Below are 14249 nucleotides of genomic sequence, written 5' to 3'. Positions count from 1 at the left end.
GTTATTAAAGTTGTATGAAAAAATATTTTTTTACTATTCAATTTTGATAATTGAGTACAGAAAATTCATACTATATAATCCTTGGTAAAGTATGAATAATCAAGGAGTGATGATCTTGGGAGATTTACAAACGATAAGAGAAGAACTATCGATCAGAGATATATGGGAAGCGCGGAAAAGAATTGTTTCAATTGTAAATAAAACTCCGTTAATACAGTCGTTTGTTTTATCAGAAAAGGCCGGACGCCCTGTCTATTTAAAACTTGAAAATGTACATGATATTGGGGCCTTCAAAGTTAGGGGGGCTGCCAACAAAATATTAAGTTTGAGTGAGGATGAAAAGAAAAAAGGGGTTGCGACGTTTTCCACCGGGAATCATGGCATGGCGGTTGCTTATGTAGCGAAATCCCTTGGCATTAACGCGGTTGTTTGTATTTCGAACCGCGTTCCGGAGGCGAAGTTGGAATCATTAAGAAGATTGAACGCCCAAATTGAAATATACGGCCATAGCCAAGATGATGCGGAAGAATATTGTTATCATTTGGCCGAAAAGAAAGGATTAACGATTATCCCCCCATTTGACGATCCACATATTATTGCAGGTCAAGGAACTATTGGATTAGAAATCGTCGAGGACGTTCCACATGTAACAGACGTCATCGTTCCTCTTTCCGGGGGAGGGCTTTTGTCAGGAATCGGTTTAGCTTTAAAATCAATCGATCCTAATATTCGGGTCATCGGTGTTTCTGCTGAACACGCACCAGTTATGTATGAGAGTTTGAAGGCACGAAAAGCTGTAAAAATAGAAGAAAGAGATACGCTTGCTGATAGTTTGCTTGGTGGCATTGGCATGGATAATCAGTACACTCTTCAAATGGTCGGTCAATATACAGATGATATTTTACTGATATCGGAAGAGGAGATTGCCTATAGCATGGCTTTTATGATGGATAAACACCATATGATTATAGAAGGAGCAGCGGCCACAGGTGTTGCGGCCGTTTTAGAAAATAAGCTTCCTCGTCATGATGGTGCGATTGTGATCGTGATCAGTGGACATAATGTAGATCTTTCTGTGCTTTTCCAATTGATTCAGCGTTACAACGATTTGTCTCATTAAACCACTAACAATAAGAGGTGGGACTCGATGGTAACCGCTAATACCAATAGTAAGGTTCGGATTGAAAGGGATTTCCTAGGGGATAAAGAAGTTCCGATAGATGCTTATTATGGGATACAAACATTAAGAGCCCTAGAGAACTTTCCTATTACCGGATATCGAATTCACAAGGAATTGATTAAAGCTTTGGCGATGGTGAAGAAAGCAGCTGCCTTAGCCAATATGGACACAAAACGATTAAAAGCTGAAATAGGCGAGGCCATCGTTAAAGCTGCAGATGAAATCATTGCAGGAAAATGGCATGAGCACTTTATCGTTGATCCTATACAAGGCGGAGCGGGTACATCGATAAATATGAATGCAAATGAAGTCATCGCCAATCGTGCTCTCGAATTGCTTGGATATGAAAAAGGAGAATATGGTTATTTAAGTCCAAATAATCATGTGAATATGTCTCAGTCAACCAACGATGTTTTCCCAACAGCGGTTCATATTGCCTTACTAAACTTACTAGACAAACTGCTCCATACGATGCGATATATGCATGCAGTGATGAAGGAAAAAGCCCGGCAATTTGACCATGTCATTAAAATAGGCCGCACCCATCTTCAAGATGCTGTACCCATTCGTTTAGGGCAAGAGTTTGAAGCATATAGCTGCGTGTTAGAGCGTGATATCCAACGCATCGATCGCTCCCGTCAATATTTATATGAAATCAATATGGGAGCCACCGCAGTCGGGACGGGGTTAAATGCTGATCCCCGATATATTGAGGGTGTTGTCAAATATTTATCAGAAATTAGCGGGTTGCCATTAGTTAGAGCTGAACATTTGGTGGATGCAACACAAAATACGGATGCATATACAGAAGTATCGTCCGCTCTAAAAGTGTGTATGATCAATATGTCTAAAATAGCCAATGACTTGCGTTTAATGGCGTCAGGACCTAGAGCCGGTTTGGGAGAAATTACATTGCCGCCCCGTCAGCCTGGCTCGTCTATTATGCCAGGTAAAGTTAATCCTGTTATGGCCGAGGTGATTAACCAAGTCGCTTTCCAAGTGATAGGCAATGACCATACGATTTGTCTTGCTTCTGAGGCAGGTCAACTGGAACTAAATGTAATGGAACCTGTGCTCGTCTTTAATCTGCTTCAATCGATTACGATAATGACGAATGCGTTTCATGTGTTTACAAATTATTGTTTAAAGGGTATTGAAGCCAACGAGGAACGTTTGAGACATTATGTAGAAAAAAGTGTCAGTGTGGTTACAGCTGTTAGCCCATATATCGGATATGAAACGGCCGCACGTATTGCTCAACAGGCGATCTTAGAAGGGGAATCCATCCGTAAACTATGTTTGCAATACGGTTTGTTAACGGAAAAAGAATTGGATCATATTTTAGATCCTTATAAAATGACGAGTCTAGGCATCCCCAGTGTTATTTCTTTTGACAAGCCCTAATTTTTTCTATTTGTAATGTGGTATTATATATTTGATACCTAGGCTTGAACAGTCAAAAGGAGGATAGCATGCTAACAGTAGGGGATGTGCTTAAATTTGAGGTGATGAAAAACGCCAGGGTTAGAACGGGAAAACAGTTACTCGAAGAGAAAAGCGTTCAATGGATTTCTGTCATTGAAATGCCTGTGGAGAATTTTGTGCGAAAAAATGAAGTCGTATTGAGCACGGCTGTTGGATGCGGCCATGACCCTGAATTGTTTGGACAGTTTGTCAAAGATATCATTCAATCAGGTGCATCTGCACTGATGATTGCTCTTGGGAGATTTATATTTGAGATTCCAAAAGAAGTTATTGAGATGGCAGAACGGAATAAGTTTATTATCATCGAAATTCCATGGGAAGTTCGCTTTTCTGATATTACCCAAGAAGTTGTAAGAGCATTAAATGATATCCAATATAAGGAACGAAGAAAATCCGAGAGGATACAGCAGGAATTGTTAAAATTGATTTTAAAGGATACGGATCTTAATAGAATTCTTCAGTTTGTCTACAATCATATCGGTTCTTCTATATTAATGACTGATCGCACAGGAATGATTCAGTCACAAATCAATTTAGACCCGACTTTTATCGACAGATGGAAAAAGTATGTTGATGAGGGAATTATTCCTATACAAAAAACCGACTCGCATTTAACCCAGGATCCTATGTTCCACAAATTCAGAATTACGGAAATAGAAGGTCGATATATCATACAACTTCCTGTATTAGAAATATCAAGTGATCCGAAAGGTTATTTATTTGTTGTATTACCTTCTCACCTATCGATCGAGTCGTTTTTAACACAATATCGGATCAACGTACTAGAACATGCTGCAACAACGATTAGTCTTTGGCTCTCACGCAAAAATGCGATTGAAGAAACCAAAACGCGTCTCCGTGGCGATTTTGTACAAGAACTGGCTCAAGGGGAGCTAACCTCTTGGGATCAAGCCAATTCCAAGGCAAAGTTATTGGGGTATAACATAAAAATCCCATATCTCTGTATCGTCGGGGTTCCTGAAAACTTCACGACCCTTTTTCAGAAGAGGAAACATGAGTATGACTCGTTTGAGCATTGGTTAGACAATATGTTTCGTTATATTGAAGAAGAAATTTTTTATGCTGCCCAATCTTTAAACAGGCAAGTCATGATGACGCACCAGGAAGAGCAACTCATTCTTTTTTTTGAAGCTTCCAAAGAAACGAAAAATGAAACCCCTTTCAATTTCTTAGACCTCGTAGAGCGACGCTTGAGAAATTTAGTTCCTGATGTTGTCATATCATGGGGGATTGGAAGCCATCAGGAAGGGTTAGAGGGGTTTAAGAAAAGTTACGAAAACGCGAAAATGGCTTTATATATTGGCAGAAATAAAAAGGGACCCGGGCACCGTACGACGTACGAAAGCACCCGTATGGATCGAGTTTTATTAAATATCGCTCAAAATGACGAAATGAAAGAGATCATTATGTCCACAATCGGACCATTGATCGAATATGATCATCAACGAAATATGGATTTGATCGGTACGTTTGTCACTTATAATCAGTGTCACGGTAATGTTAGCCAAACAGCCCGATTGCTGAACTTGCATCGGCAGTCCTTATTGTACAGGTTAAGAAAAATCGAATCGTTGACAGGGCTTTCTCTTGTTGATTCGGATGATTTGTTTTTATTAGATTTGAGCATTAAAATTTGGAAAATGGGTCTTTATGGAATGAATGAAGGCAATGATGAAGAGGAGTTTAGCAGTGTAAATCCATAAAAGATGTAGGTGCCTATACTTGATTATAAAGTTTTTTGTCAACATCATTGATTTGTGCCCCGAGCTCGACAGTCACTAGGCAAACAAAATGCCTCTCAACCCTTGACACAAAAGGGATGAGAGGCATTTAAACATACTTCGAGTGTGTATGTAGGCGCAATCATGGATGCCCGCCATCTTCAGAGGCGGCTTCAGCTCAAGAGCCGCAAGGAATAGCGACGATTGGGGCGTTCAACGACCGGAAGACGTGCTTGATATTACCCAGTTGCTTATATGTAGGCGACATCCTCGGCAGACAAAGTGTCATCGAAGGTTCGGATGAGAGCTTTGCCCTCATCTTTTCCCGCATCACGCCCCGCTTCCTTGTTGATACGAAGAGTTTCATTCCCAAAGGAGAAAGAAATCACGAAATGCTTTTCGTCAGACGCTTCAAGCCGGTGCGATCAACCTCGTCTTCGCCTCTAAACGAATAGATGGATGTTTGTCCTTCGGATTCCATTTGTTATGAGCAAGCTGCAGATACGCCACGGTTGTTCCTTCTTTGTTTATGTGTATAACTCATTGTATGTTCATTCCTATATTGTTAAACTTGTATAACTATTTTTATCGTTAGATTGGACAAATTGTATGCGCGTGAAATGTAGCGTTTTATCTAAGATTCAGACAGCAAAATCATTTTAGCTTTTCATGCGCCTAAAATAGCCGCAAAACGCTTGAGCTGAAGGTGTAAGCAGCCATTTGTATATTCGAGAAGGAGGCAGCGCTTGCTCTCCGGATGATGTAGTACAGAGACTCCGAGCTTTTTCTAATAATTTGACTAGGACTCTTTTTGAAAGTTCATACACTTTTGCAGATGATAAATATTTCCCTGTTTTACTATAATAAGCTTAACAATTGATTGTTTTTAAAATTCTAACAAATGATAAAACAGGAAGGAGAGGAAGCATTCGGATGTCATTTAGCATAGCTGAGTATAAAGAGAGAATAAGGAAAACAAAAGAAGAAATGGATAAAAAGGGGATCGAAGTTTTACTTGTTACCGATCCGGCCAATATGAATTACTTATCTGGCTATGATGGATGGTCGTTTTATGTACATCAAATGCTTGTCATTATCGATGAAGAGGAACAACCGATTTGGATTGGGCGAGGACAAGATGCGAATGCTGCAAAAATAACAACTTGGATTTATCACGAAAATATTATTCCTTATCCAGATGATTATGTACAGTCTGAAACAAAACATCCTATGGACTTTGTAGCCGATATTCTAAGACAAATTGGACAAGATAAACGTTCCATCGGCGTAGAAATGGATAATTATTACTTCACGGCTAAATGTTATGAACGCTTAAAGCAAGGGTTGCCTAACGCTTCGTTTAAAGATGCAACACTTTTAGTCAATTGGGTTCGCATTGTGAAATCGGATACAGAAATTGAGTATATGAAGCGGGCTGCTAAAATTGCTGAGAAAGCCATGATGGCGGGAATCGAATTAATCGCCGAAGGCGTTCGGGAATGTGATGTGGCTGCGAAAATTTTCCACACACAAATTACGGGAACGGAAGAGTTTGGCGGTGACTATCCAGCCATTGTCCCATTGCTCCCTTCAGGGGAGAAAACGTCCACCCCTCACTTAACATGGACAGATGAACGTTACAAAAAAGGCGACACCGTCATTATAGAATTGGCAGGATGTTATAAACGTTACCACTCGCCGCTTGCTAGAACAGTCAATATTGGCAAACCTTCTGATCAAGTAAAAATGCTTTCTGACGTCGTACTAGAAGGAATCAATGCTTGCCTTCACATGATTAAACCTGGTATTACGTGTGAGGAAATCGAGGAAACGTGGAGAAAAACCATTGAGAAGAGCGGGATTGTCAAAGATTCACGTCTTGGCTATTCCGTTGGATTGAATTATCCGCCAGATTGGGGTGAACATACAGCAAGCATCCGTAAAGGGGATAAAACCATTTTGCAGCCAAATATGACGTTCCATCTGATTCCAGGAGTTTGGCTTGATGACTACGGATTTGAGGTCAGTGAAGCCATCCGGGTAACGGAAAACGGCTGTGAAACATTTGCATCAATTCCAAGGAAATTATTTATCAAGGATGATATATTAATCGGTTAATTTGGAATTTAGCGAGGTGAATCGAACGAATGATCATTTTTACAGAATCAGAACTTAAGCAATATGTTCAATTAAATTTGGAGGCTATATCTATTATCGAAGAAGCGTTTACTAAGTTAGCCGGGAATGAAGTAGTGATGCCCCCTATTATGCGTGTGGATATTCATGATGAAAATGGGGAAGTTGACGTCAAAACTGCTTACATCAAAGGCAAAGAGATGTTCGCTATTAAAGTCTCCTCAGGATTTTTTAATAACTACAAACTCGGGCTCCCGAGCGGGAACGGGCTGATGATGTTAATTAGCACAAAAACAGGAGTTCCGCAGGCACTGCTCCTAGATAATGGCTATTTAACAGATGTTCGTACAGCGGCAGCCGGAGCGATTGCCGCGAAATACCTATCTAGAGATCACATTGAAACAGTTGGCGTAATTGGAGCCGGAGGGCAGGCAAGGTTTCAAGTACGGGCATTAAAATTGGTGCGCAATTTCAAAAAGGTGCTTGTATATTCTCGCTCAATTGAGCGCGCCAAACGATATGCCAAAGATATGTCTGAGGAGCTTGGCATTGATGTTGTAGTAGCTGACAGCGCAGAAACGGTTGTCAGAAATAGTGATACGGTGATCACGACCACTCCTTCGAAGGAACCCATTGTCAAGGCAGAATGGCTTCATCCTGGGCTCCATATTACGGCTATGGGATCTGATGCTGAGCATAAGCAGGAATTAGAAGCCGAGGTATTGGTCCGGGCTGATAAGCTGGTATGTGATACAAAAGAGCAATGTGCCCGGTTAGGTGAACTCCATCACGCGCTGGATCAAGGGGTACTTACGATTCACTCTCCTATTGTTGAACTTGGCCAGCTCACGTCGGGTCAATGCATTGGACGGGAGAATGACGAGCAAATTACGGTTTGTGACTTGACAGGGACAGGGGTGCAAGATACCGCCATCGCTTTATTTGCTTACCATGAAATGAAAAAACGGAATTTGGGATTGAAGGTTGAGAATCAAGTAGCCTTATTAAAACAATAATGGAGGGAAAGCATATGTTCAATGATATTAAAGTAGGAACAAACGCAGTCTGGGCAGGAGAAAAAGAGTATTTAGTTCATGGAGCGACGCAAGTTCCGGTAGTTCTCAGTGTTTCTTATGGATACGACGATATTGATGAATGGTATGATGTAGCGATCGGGAAGAAAAAAGGGCATATTTACGGACGCAATACGAATCCGACGGTTCAAGCATTTGAAGACAAAGTGAAAATTCTTGAAGGAGCTGAAGCCGCTACTAGCTTTTCAACAGGGATGGCTGCAATTAGCAACACCTTAGCAACGTTTCTTGTTCCAGGTGACCGTATTGTCTCTATTAAGGACACGTATGGCGGCACAAATAAAATCTTTACCGAGTTTCTTCCACGCCAACAAATTGATGTAGTTCTTTGCGAGACAGGCAACCACGAACAGATTGAAGAAGAAATTGCAAAAGGATGCAAAATCTTATATTTAGAAACACCTACGAACCCAACTGTAAAGATTACAGATATTGAACGTATGGCAAAAGCCGGCCATGAAGTTGGAGCATTGGTCATTATTGACAATACATTCGCCACGCCAATCAACCAAAATCCTCTTTCATTAGGTGCGGACTTAGTCATCCATAGTGCAACAAAGTTTTTAGGGGGCCACGCAGATGCATTAGGTGGCGTTGTATGCGGGCCGAAAGATCTGATTGATAAGATTTATCACTATCGTGAGATTAATGGAGCGACAATGGATCCGATGGCTGCATATCTCATTTTGCGCGGTATGAAAACTCTCCATCTTCGTGTGCAGCGGCAATGCGAAAATGCGATGGCTCTTGCAAAATATTTGCAAACGAAAGATATTGTAGAAACTGTTTATTATCCTGGTCTTGAAACGCATAAACATCATGACATTGCCAAAAAGCAAATGCGAAACTTCGGAGGAATGCTCAGTTTTGCGGTGAAAGGCGGAATTGATACAGTAAGAGAATTTCTGCCAAAACTTCAATTTGCTAACCGAGCCGCGAACTTAGGTGCTGTAGAAACAATCGTTGGTCCGGCACGTACAACAAGTCATGTCGAGTGTACTCCGGAAGAGCGGGCGGCTATGGGAATTCCTGAAGGCCTCGTTCGGGTTTCTTGCGGCATTGAAGATATTGAAGACATTATTGCCGATTTTGAGCAAGCATTTCAACATGCTGAAAGCCTTTTGAAAATTTAACTGCAGTGCTTATCAGGGGAGTATAACAAAAAAAGATGATGGAACAACTGAATGACGAACTTTTCCCATCCGTGATGGATGGGAAAAGTTTTCAATGAGCATGCATATGGAAAGGAGGCGGGGATTTTGAGAGTCAACGATAAACCGATTCGCGAGCGGGCCAATTGGATATCGAACCAATTAGTTGAATGGCGGCGTACGCTTCACCAATATCCTGAGCTCAGTTTTCAAGAATTTCAGACTGCTAAATTTGTCGCTCAGACGTTACGGGACATAGGAGGGATAGATGTCCAAACAGGGGTCGGCGTCGACACGGGGGTTGTTGGGGTGTTGACATCTGGTGACGGTCCGACTATTGCTGTACGGGCTGATATGGATGCATTACCGATTCAGGAAGAAAATGAAAAAGCATATCGTTCGAAAAATGACGGTGTGATGCATGCCTGCGGTCATGATGCCCATACAGCAATTCTATTAGGAGTAGCGACTATACTGGCGCCTCTTTTTCAAAGCGGAGAATTAAAGGGAACTGTAAAGTTTGTTTTTCAACCTGCGGAAGAAAGCACTGATGAATATGGATTGTCAGGATCACCATATATGATTCGGGCAGGCGTATATGACCATGTAGATGCCGCCATCGCCTTGCATATGTGCCCATGGCTTCCGGTCGGAGCTGTTCAAATCAATGATGGCTACAGTATGGCAAATGTGGATGTGTTTCGAGGGAAAATTTATGGTACAGGCGGCCATGGAGCTTACCCTGAGCTTGGAACAGATCCGATTTGGATGCTTGGGCCAGTGATGCAAGCTTTGTATGGAATCACTTCACGCAAAGTCTCTTCATTGGACGCCGCTGTGATCAGTATAGGTAGAATACAAGCTGGATCCGCTAGCAATATTATCCCGACTGAAGTATTTATCGAAGGTACGATGCGGAGCTATACTCCTGAGGTGCGTGATTTATTGGAGTTGGAACTAAAGAAAGCGTTTTCTATAGTGGAAAATTTGGGTGGGAGTTATTCACTGCATGTTGAGCGCGGAGAGCCCGCTTTGAATAATCATTCTGTCGTCAATCGCTGGATTACAAAAACCGTTTCAGAGATATACCCTGACTTTCAAATTGTTAAAAAGCCATTCGGGCTGGGTGGAGAAGACTTTGGTTATGTGAGTCAAAAAATTCCTTCTTCGTTATTCTTTTTAGGATGTGCCATTCAAGATGGAGTGAAAAGAGAGTTACACACCCCCATTTTCGATATTGACGAAGCGTGTTTGCCAATCGGTACAGCGATTTTAGCACAAACAGTTGTTCATTTTTTGAATGGTAAAGTTTCCTTGTCAGCAAATGAGATGTTGGAGGTATAATCATATGGTTCATAAACTAGCACTCATTGGATTTGGCGTTGTCGGTCAAGGGTTAGTGGAAATTTTATTAAATAAACAAGAAAAATTACAAAAAGAAGAAGGCTTTGAAGCGGTTGTTGTAGCCATTTCGGATTTAATGAAAGGATCGATTTATCATCCAGATGGTTTACATCTTGAGACAGTCTTGAAAGTGCTAAAGGAAACAGGGAATATTGAGAACTATCCTGATGTGCCAGGGATTATAAAAGGGTGGGACAGCTTTAAAACCATTCGTGAAACGAACGCTGATACGATTGTGGAAGTTTCCTATACCGATGTGAAAACAGGACAGCCCGCCATCGATCATTGCAAGGCTGCTTTTGAAAGCGGGAAAAATGTCATTATGACAAACAAAGGACCGGTCGCATTAGCGTATAAAGAATTGTCGCAAATGGCTAAGAAGTATGGAGTGTACTGGGGATTTGAGGGAACGGTAATGAGCGGAACCCCAGCGTTAAGAATGCCGATTACATCTCTGGCAGGCAATGATATTACAGAGATCAAAGGAATTTTAAATGGAACTACCAATTATATCCTTACCAAAATGGAAGAAGAAGGATGGACATATGAAGAAGCGTTAAGAGAAGCGCAAAGGCTTGGTTACGCTGAAGCTGACCCTACTAGTGACGTCGAAGGGTATGATGCAAAATTTAAAATTGTTATTCTAGCTAATTATGTGATGAATGTCCCTTTGTCAGCAGAGGAAGTCATATGCAAAGGAATTACAGATATTACCTTAGACGATATTGAGGAAGCAAAACAGCAAGGAAAAAGATGGAAACTGATAGCGAAAGTTCGTAAAGAGCAGGATAAAGTAATCGCCTCTGTCGCTCCGGAAAAAGTGGATTTAACAGATCCCCTCGCATCAATTAGCGGTGCCACGAATGCCGTTACGTACGAATGTGATCTTCTCGGCCCAGTCACATTAGTAGGCGCGGGAGCAGGAAAAATGGAAACGGGTTTTTCGCTTCTTATCGATCTCATCAATATCCAACGCGCCGCTCATCAGCAAAAGTTAGTGAAAATTTAATTGGGGAAAGGTGGTATGTTAATGACAACTCAAGTGATTGGTCGAAAAATGTATTTGGCAGGAAAGTGGGTAAAAAGAGATCGGATTATAGAGGTGCGCGATCCTCAAGATAATAGTCTGATTGATACTGTCCCCGCTGCTTCTGTAGAAGATATGATTCAATGCATTGAGGAGGCAAAAGAAGGGGCACGGGTTGCTGCTTCGATGCCTGTTTATAAACGTATGGAAATCATTCATAAAGCAGCTGATTATATTGAAGCAAATGATGAGAAATTCGCGAGAACGATCGCTCGTGAAGGAAGTAAGACGATCCGTGAAGCAAGAAAAGAAGTAAAAAGATGCATTCAAACCCTTCGTATTAGTGCGGAGGAAGCAAGAAGAATTAATGGAGAAACCATCCCTTTCGATCAGATGGAAGGCAGCGAAAATCGAGTTGGGTATTATTACCGCTTTCCTATAGGGATTGTAGGGGCTATTACCCCGTTTAACGATCCGTTAAATCTTGTTGCTCATAAGGTAGGACCAGCAATCGCTGCTGGGAATGCCATTATTGTAAAACCATCAACATTGACTCCGTTAAGCGCGCTTTTGCTTGCAGAAGCATTTGATGAAGCCGGTCTTCCGCCTAAAATATTGTCTGTTGTCACTGGTTACGGAAGCGAGATTGGCGATGTTCTCGTTACGCATCCTGATATTCGAATGATTTCGTTTACAGGCGGGGTTGAAGCAGGTGAGGAAATTATCCGGAAAGCCGGGTTGAAAAAAATCAGCATGGAGCTCGGCTCGAACTCTCCAGTGATTGTATTAGAGGACGCTGATTTAGATGAGGCTGTAGAATCGACGGTTTCAGGGGCTTTTTGGGCGGCTGGGCAAAATTGCATCGGTGTTCAGCGTGTCTATGTTCAAGAGAGTATTATGGATGCGTTCCAAAAGAAATTTGTGGAACGTACCAATCAGTATTGTGTTGGGGATAAACAGTCAGAACTCACGGACATGGGACCGCTGATCACAGAAAAAGAGGCGATTCGTGTTGAACATCTAGTCAATGAAGCCGTTGAAGCCGGAGCCATACTGCTAACTGGCGGAAAACGCAGCGGAGCTTTCTATTGGCCCACGGTATTAACAAACGTCCCCGAGGAGTGTCGAATCGCAAAAGAGGAAGTATTTGGCCCTATTGTTCTTCTTTATCCGGTGAAAGATCTGGATACAGCCATAGAGAAATCCAATGCTGTCAACTATGGATTACAAGCCGGCATTTTCACAAACAATTTGCAAAAAGCGTATAAGGCGATTGAGAAAATGGATGTCGGTGGTATCATGATTAATGATAGCAGTGATTACCGAATTGACGCGATGCCATTTGGGGGAGTCAAAAAATCGGGGCTAGGGCGTGAAGGAATTAAATTTGCGATCCAAGAAATGACGGAACCAAAAGTCGTTTGCTTCAAATTGTGCAACTAAAAGGCGAATGCATTCTTTTTTCTTCCCATAGTGATGAAGCCTTGCTGCGTCATCAACTATGGGATATATTTTTGTTAATAGTATATCAGTACCCACAGCGCTGTTTAGGAGAAAAATAACAGAATTTTTAGATGAAATCATAGTAGGTGGGCGGTCAGGCGAATGGTTATGAGTTGGGAAGCAAGCATGAAAACTTACATAGCAGGAGGGAGATTAAGTGCCATCACAACGCCAATCGATCATCCCCGACAACTTTTTATGGGGCGGGGCAGTGACGTCGTTCCAAACGGAAGGGGCATGGAATGAAGATGGAAAAGGGCTATCGATCGTCGATGCGCGCCCAATTCCAGAAGGCCATTCCGATTGGAAAGTGGCAGTCGACTTTTACCATCGCTATAAAGAAGATATTGCCTTGTTTAAAGAGTTGGGCTTCACCGCCTATCGAACGAGCATTGCTTGGACGCGCATTTTTCCGGACGGGGAAGGGGAGCCGAATGAAGCGGGCTTGGCGTTTTATGACGCCGTGTTTGACGAATTGAGAGCAAACGGCATCGAACCGGTCATTACGCTGTACCATTTTGATTTGCCGCTGGCGTTGGCGAAAAAGTATAACGGCTTTGCCTCACGGAAGGTCGTCGATTTGTTTGAACGGTACGCACGCACCGTATTCGAGCGTTACCGCGGGAAAGTGAACTATTGGCTGACGTTCAATGAACAAAACCTAGTGCTGGAAAACCCGCATTTATGGGGGGCAATCTGTCCAGATGATGAAGACCCGGAAGCGTTTGCCTACCGCGTCTGCCATCATGTTTTTATCGCCCACGCCAAGGCGGTGAAGGCGCTGCGCGAGATCGCACCAGAGGCAAAAATTGGTGGGATGGTGACGTATTTGACGACATATCCGGCTACATGCCAGCCGGAAGATGCCTTGGCCAATGTGCAGGCAAAAGAGCTGCTCAGCGATTTCTTTTTTGATATGTTCGCCCGTGGCGCCTATCCGCGCTATGTGACCAACCGGCTCGAGAAAAAGGGGATTCGCTTGCCGCTCGAAGCGGACGATGAGGAACTGCTGCGCACGCAGACAGTTGACTTTTTGTCGTTCAGCTATTACCAAAGCCAAATCGTCCGCCATCAAGAATATGACGAGCGAATCATCAGAGGGCTTGAGCCGAACCCTCACTTGCCGAAGACGAAATGGGGATGGTCGATCGATCCGATCGGCTTGCGCCTTGCGTTGAAAGATGTGTACGCTCGCTACCAGATGCCGATTTTCATCACCGAAAACGGGATCGGGTTGGAAGAGGAGCTGAATGAGAACGGCACGGTTGAAGATGACGAGCGAATCGACTACTTGCGCCGCCATATCGAGCAAATGAAGATGGCGATGGAAGAAGGAGTCGAGGTGATCGGCTATTTAATGTGGGGGGCAACCGATTTGTTGAGCTCGCAAGGAGAGATGCGCAAACGGTACGGCGTCATTTTCGTCAATCGCGATGACCAAAACTTGCGTGATTTAAAGCGCTATAAGAAAAAAAGCTTTTACTGGTTCCAACGCGTCATTCGCACGAACGGGGAGGAATTGTAAAA

General features: G+C 42.7%; 10 protein-coding genes. All 10 read left to right on the top strand.

The features are described from left to right. Positions 1–109 precede the first annotated feature (109 nt). The gene (gene eutB / locus DSM465_RS0107555; protein WP_035498292.1) at positions 110–1120 is read left to right on the top strand and encodes a hydroxyectoine utilization dehydratase EutB; all 1011 of its coding nucleotides are present in this window, start codon (positions 110–112) and stop codon (positions 1118–1120) included. A gap of 27 nt (positions 1121–1147) precedes the next feature. Further along, positions 1148–2584 (top strand): aspartate ammonia-lyase, encoded by a 1437-nt coding sequence (gene aspA, locus DSM465_RS0107550; protein ID WP_029761040.1) that lies wholly within the window; start codon positions 1148–1150, stop codon positions 2582–2584. A 68-nt stretch (positions 2585–2652) separates the two neighbouring features. Next, positions 2653–4389, top strand: a complete 1737-nt coding sequence (locus DSM465_RS0107545; RefSeq protein ID WP_008879754.1) for a PucR family transcriptional regulator — start codon at positions 2653–2655, stop codon at positions 4387–4389. 951 nt (positions 4390–5340) lie between these two features. After that, a complete protein-coding gene (locus DSM465_RS0107540; protein WP_029761038.1) occupies positions 5341–6525 on the top strand; it encodes a M24 family metallopeptidase in 1185 nt (394 codons plus the stop codon). A 29-nt stretch (positions 6526–6554) separates the two neighbouring features. Further along, the gene (locus DSM465_RS0107535; RefSeq protein WP_029761037.1) at positions 6555–7559 is read left to right on the top strand and encodes a cyclodeaminase; all 1005 of its coding nucleotides are present in this window, start codon (positions 6555–6557) and stop codon (positions 7557–7559) included. 14 nt (positions 7560–7573) lie between these two features. Continuing rightward, the gene (locus DSM465_RS0107530; RefSeq protein ID WP_152524566.1) at positions 7574–8770 is read left to right on the top strand and encodes a cystathionine gamma-synthase family protein; all 1197 of its coding nucleotides are present in this window, start codon (positions 7574–7576) and stop codon (positions 8768–8770) included. Between the two features lie 78 nt (positions 8771–8848). Further along, positions 8849–10132: a M20 metallopeptidase family protein gene (locus DSM465_RS0107525; protein ID WP_051358520.1), complete on the top strand. Its 1284-nt coding sequence runs from the start codon at positions 8849–8851 to the stop codon at positions 10130–10132. A gap of 4 nt (positions 10133–10136) precedes the next feature. Next, positions 10137–11201: a homoserine dehydrogenase gene (locus DSM465_RS0107520; RefSeq protein WP_029761033.1), complete on the top strand. Its 1065-nt coding sequence runs from the start codon at positions 10137–10139 to the stop codon at positions 11199–11201. Positions 11202–11222: 21 nt separating this feature from the next. Further along, a complete protein-coding gene (locus DSM465_RS0107515) occupies positions 11223–12662 on the top strand; it encodes an aldehyde dehydrogenase family protein (RefSeq protein WP_008879747.1) in 1440 nt (479 codons plus the stop codon). Between the two features lie 217 nt (positions 12663–12879). After that, complete coding sequence (locus DSM465_RS0107510; protein ID WP_029761032.1) at positions 12880–14247, top strand: glycoside hydrolase family 1 protein; 1368 nt, start codon at positions 12880–12882, stop codon at positions 14245–14247. Positions 14248–14249 lie beyond the last annotated feature (2 nt).

This window comes from Geobacillus thermodenitrificans subsp. thermodenitrificans DSM 465, from assembly GCF_000496575.1.
Classification (GTDB): Bacteria; Bacillota; Bacilli; order Bacillales; family Anoxybacillaceae; genus Geobacillus; species Geobacillus thermodenitrificans.
The sequence above is the reverse complement of the archived record's forward strand: the minus strand, read 5'-3'. Positions and strand labels throughout refer to the sequence as shown.

Excerpts from the sequence above, each read along its gene's own strand:
- eutB (WP_035498292.1), top strand. The coding sequence starts at position 110 with ATGATCTTGGGAGATTTACAAACGATAAGAGAAGAACTATCGATCAGA.
- DSM465_RS0107540 (WP_029761038.1), top strand. The coding sequence starts at position 5,341 with ATGTCATTTAGCATAGCTGAGTATAAAGAGAGAATAAGGAAAACAAAA.
- DSM465_RS0107520 (WP_029761033.1), top strand. The coding sequence starts at position 10,137 with ATGGTTCATAAACTAGCACTCATTGGATTTGGCGTTGTCGGTCAAGGG.
- DSM465_RS0107530 (WP_152524566.1), top strand. The coding sequence starts at position 7,574 with ATGTTCAATGATATTAAAGTAGGAACAAACGCAGTCTGGGCAGGAGAA.
- DSM465_RS0107535 (WP_029761037.1), top strand. The coding sequence starts at position 6,555 with ATGATCATTTTTACAGAATCAGAACTTAAGCAATATGTTCAATTAAAT.
- DSM465_RS0107525 (WP_051358520.1), top strand. The coding sequence starts at position 8,849 with ATGGGAAAAGTTTTCAATGAGCATGCATATGGAAAGGAGGCGGGGATT.
- aspA (WP_029761040.1), top strand. The coding sequence starts at position 1,148 with ATGGTAACCGCTAATACCAATAGTAAGGTTCGGATTGAAAGGGATTTC.
- DSM465_RS0107515 (WP_008879747.1), top strand. The coding sequence starts at position 11,223 with ATGACAACTCAAGTGATTGGTCGAAAAATGTATTTGGCAGGAAAGTGG.
- DSM465_RS0107545 (WP_008879754.1), top strand. The coding sequence starts at position 2,653 with ATGCTAACAGTAGGGGATGTGCTTAAATTTGAGGTGATGAAAAACGCC.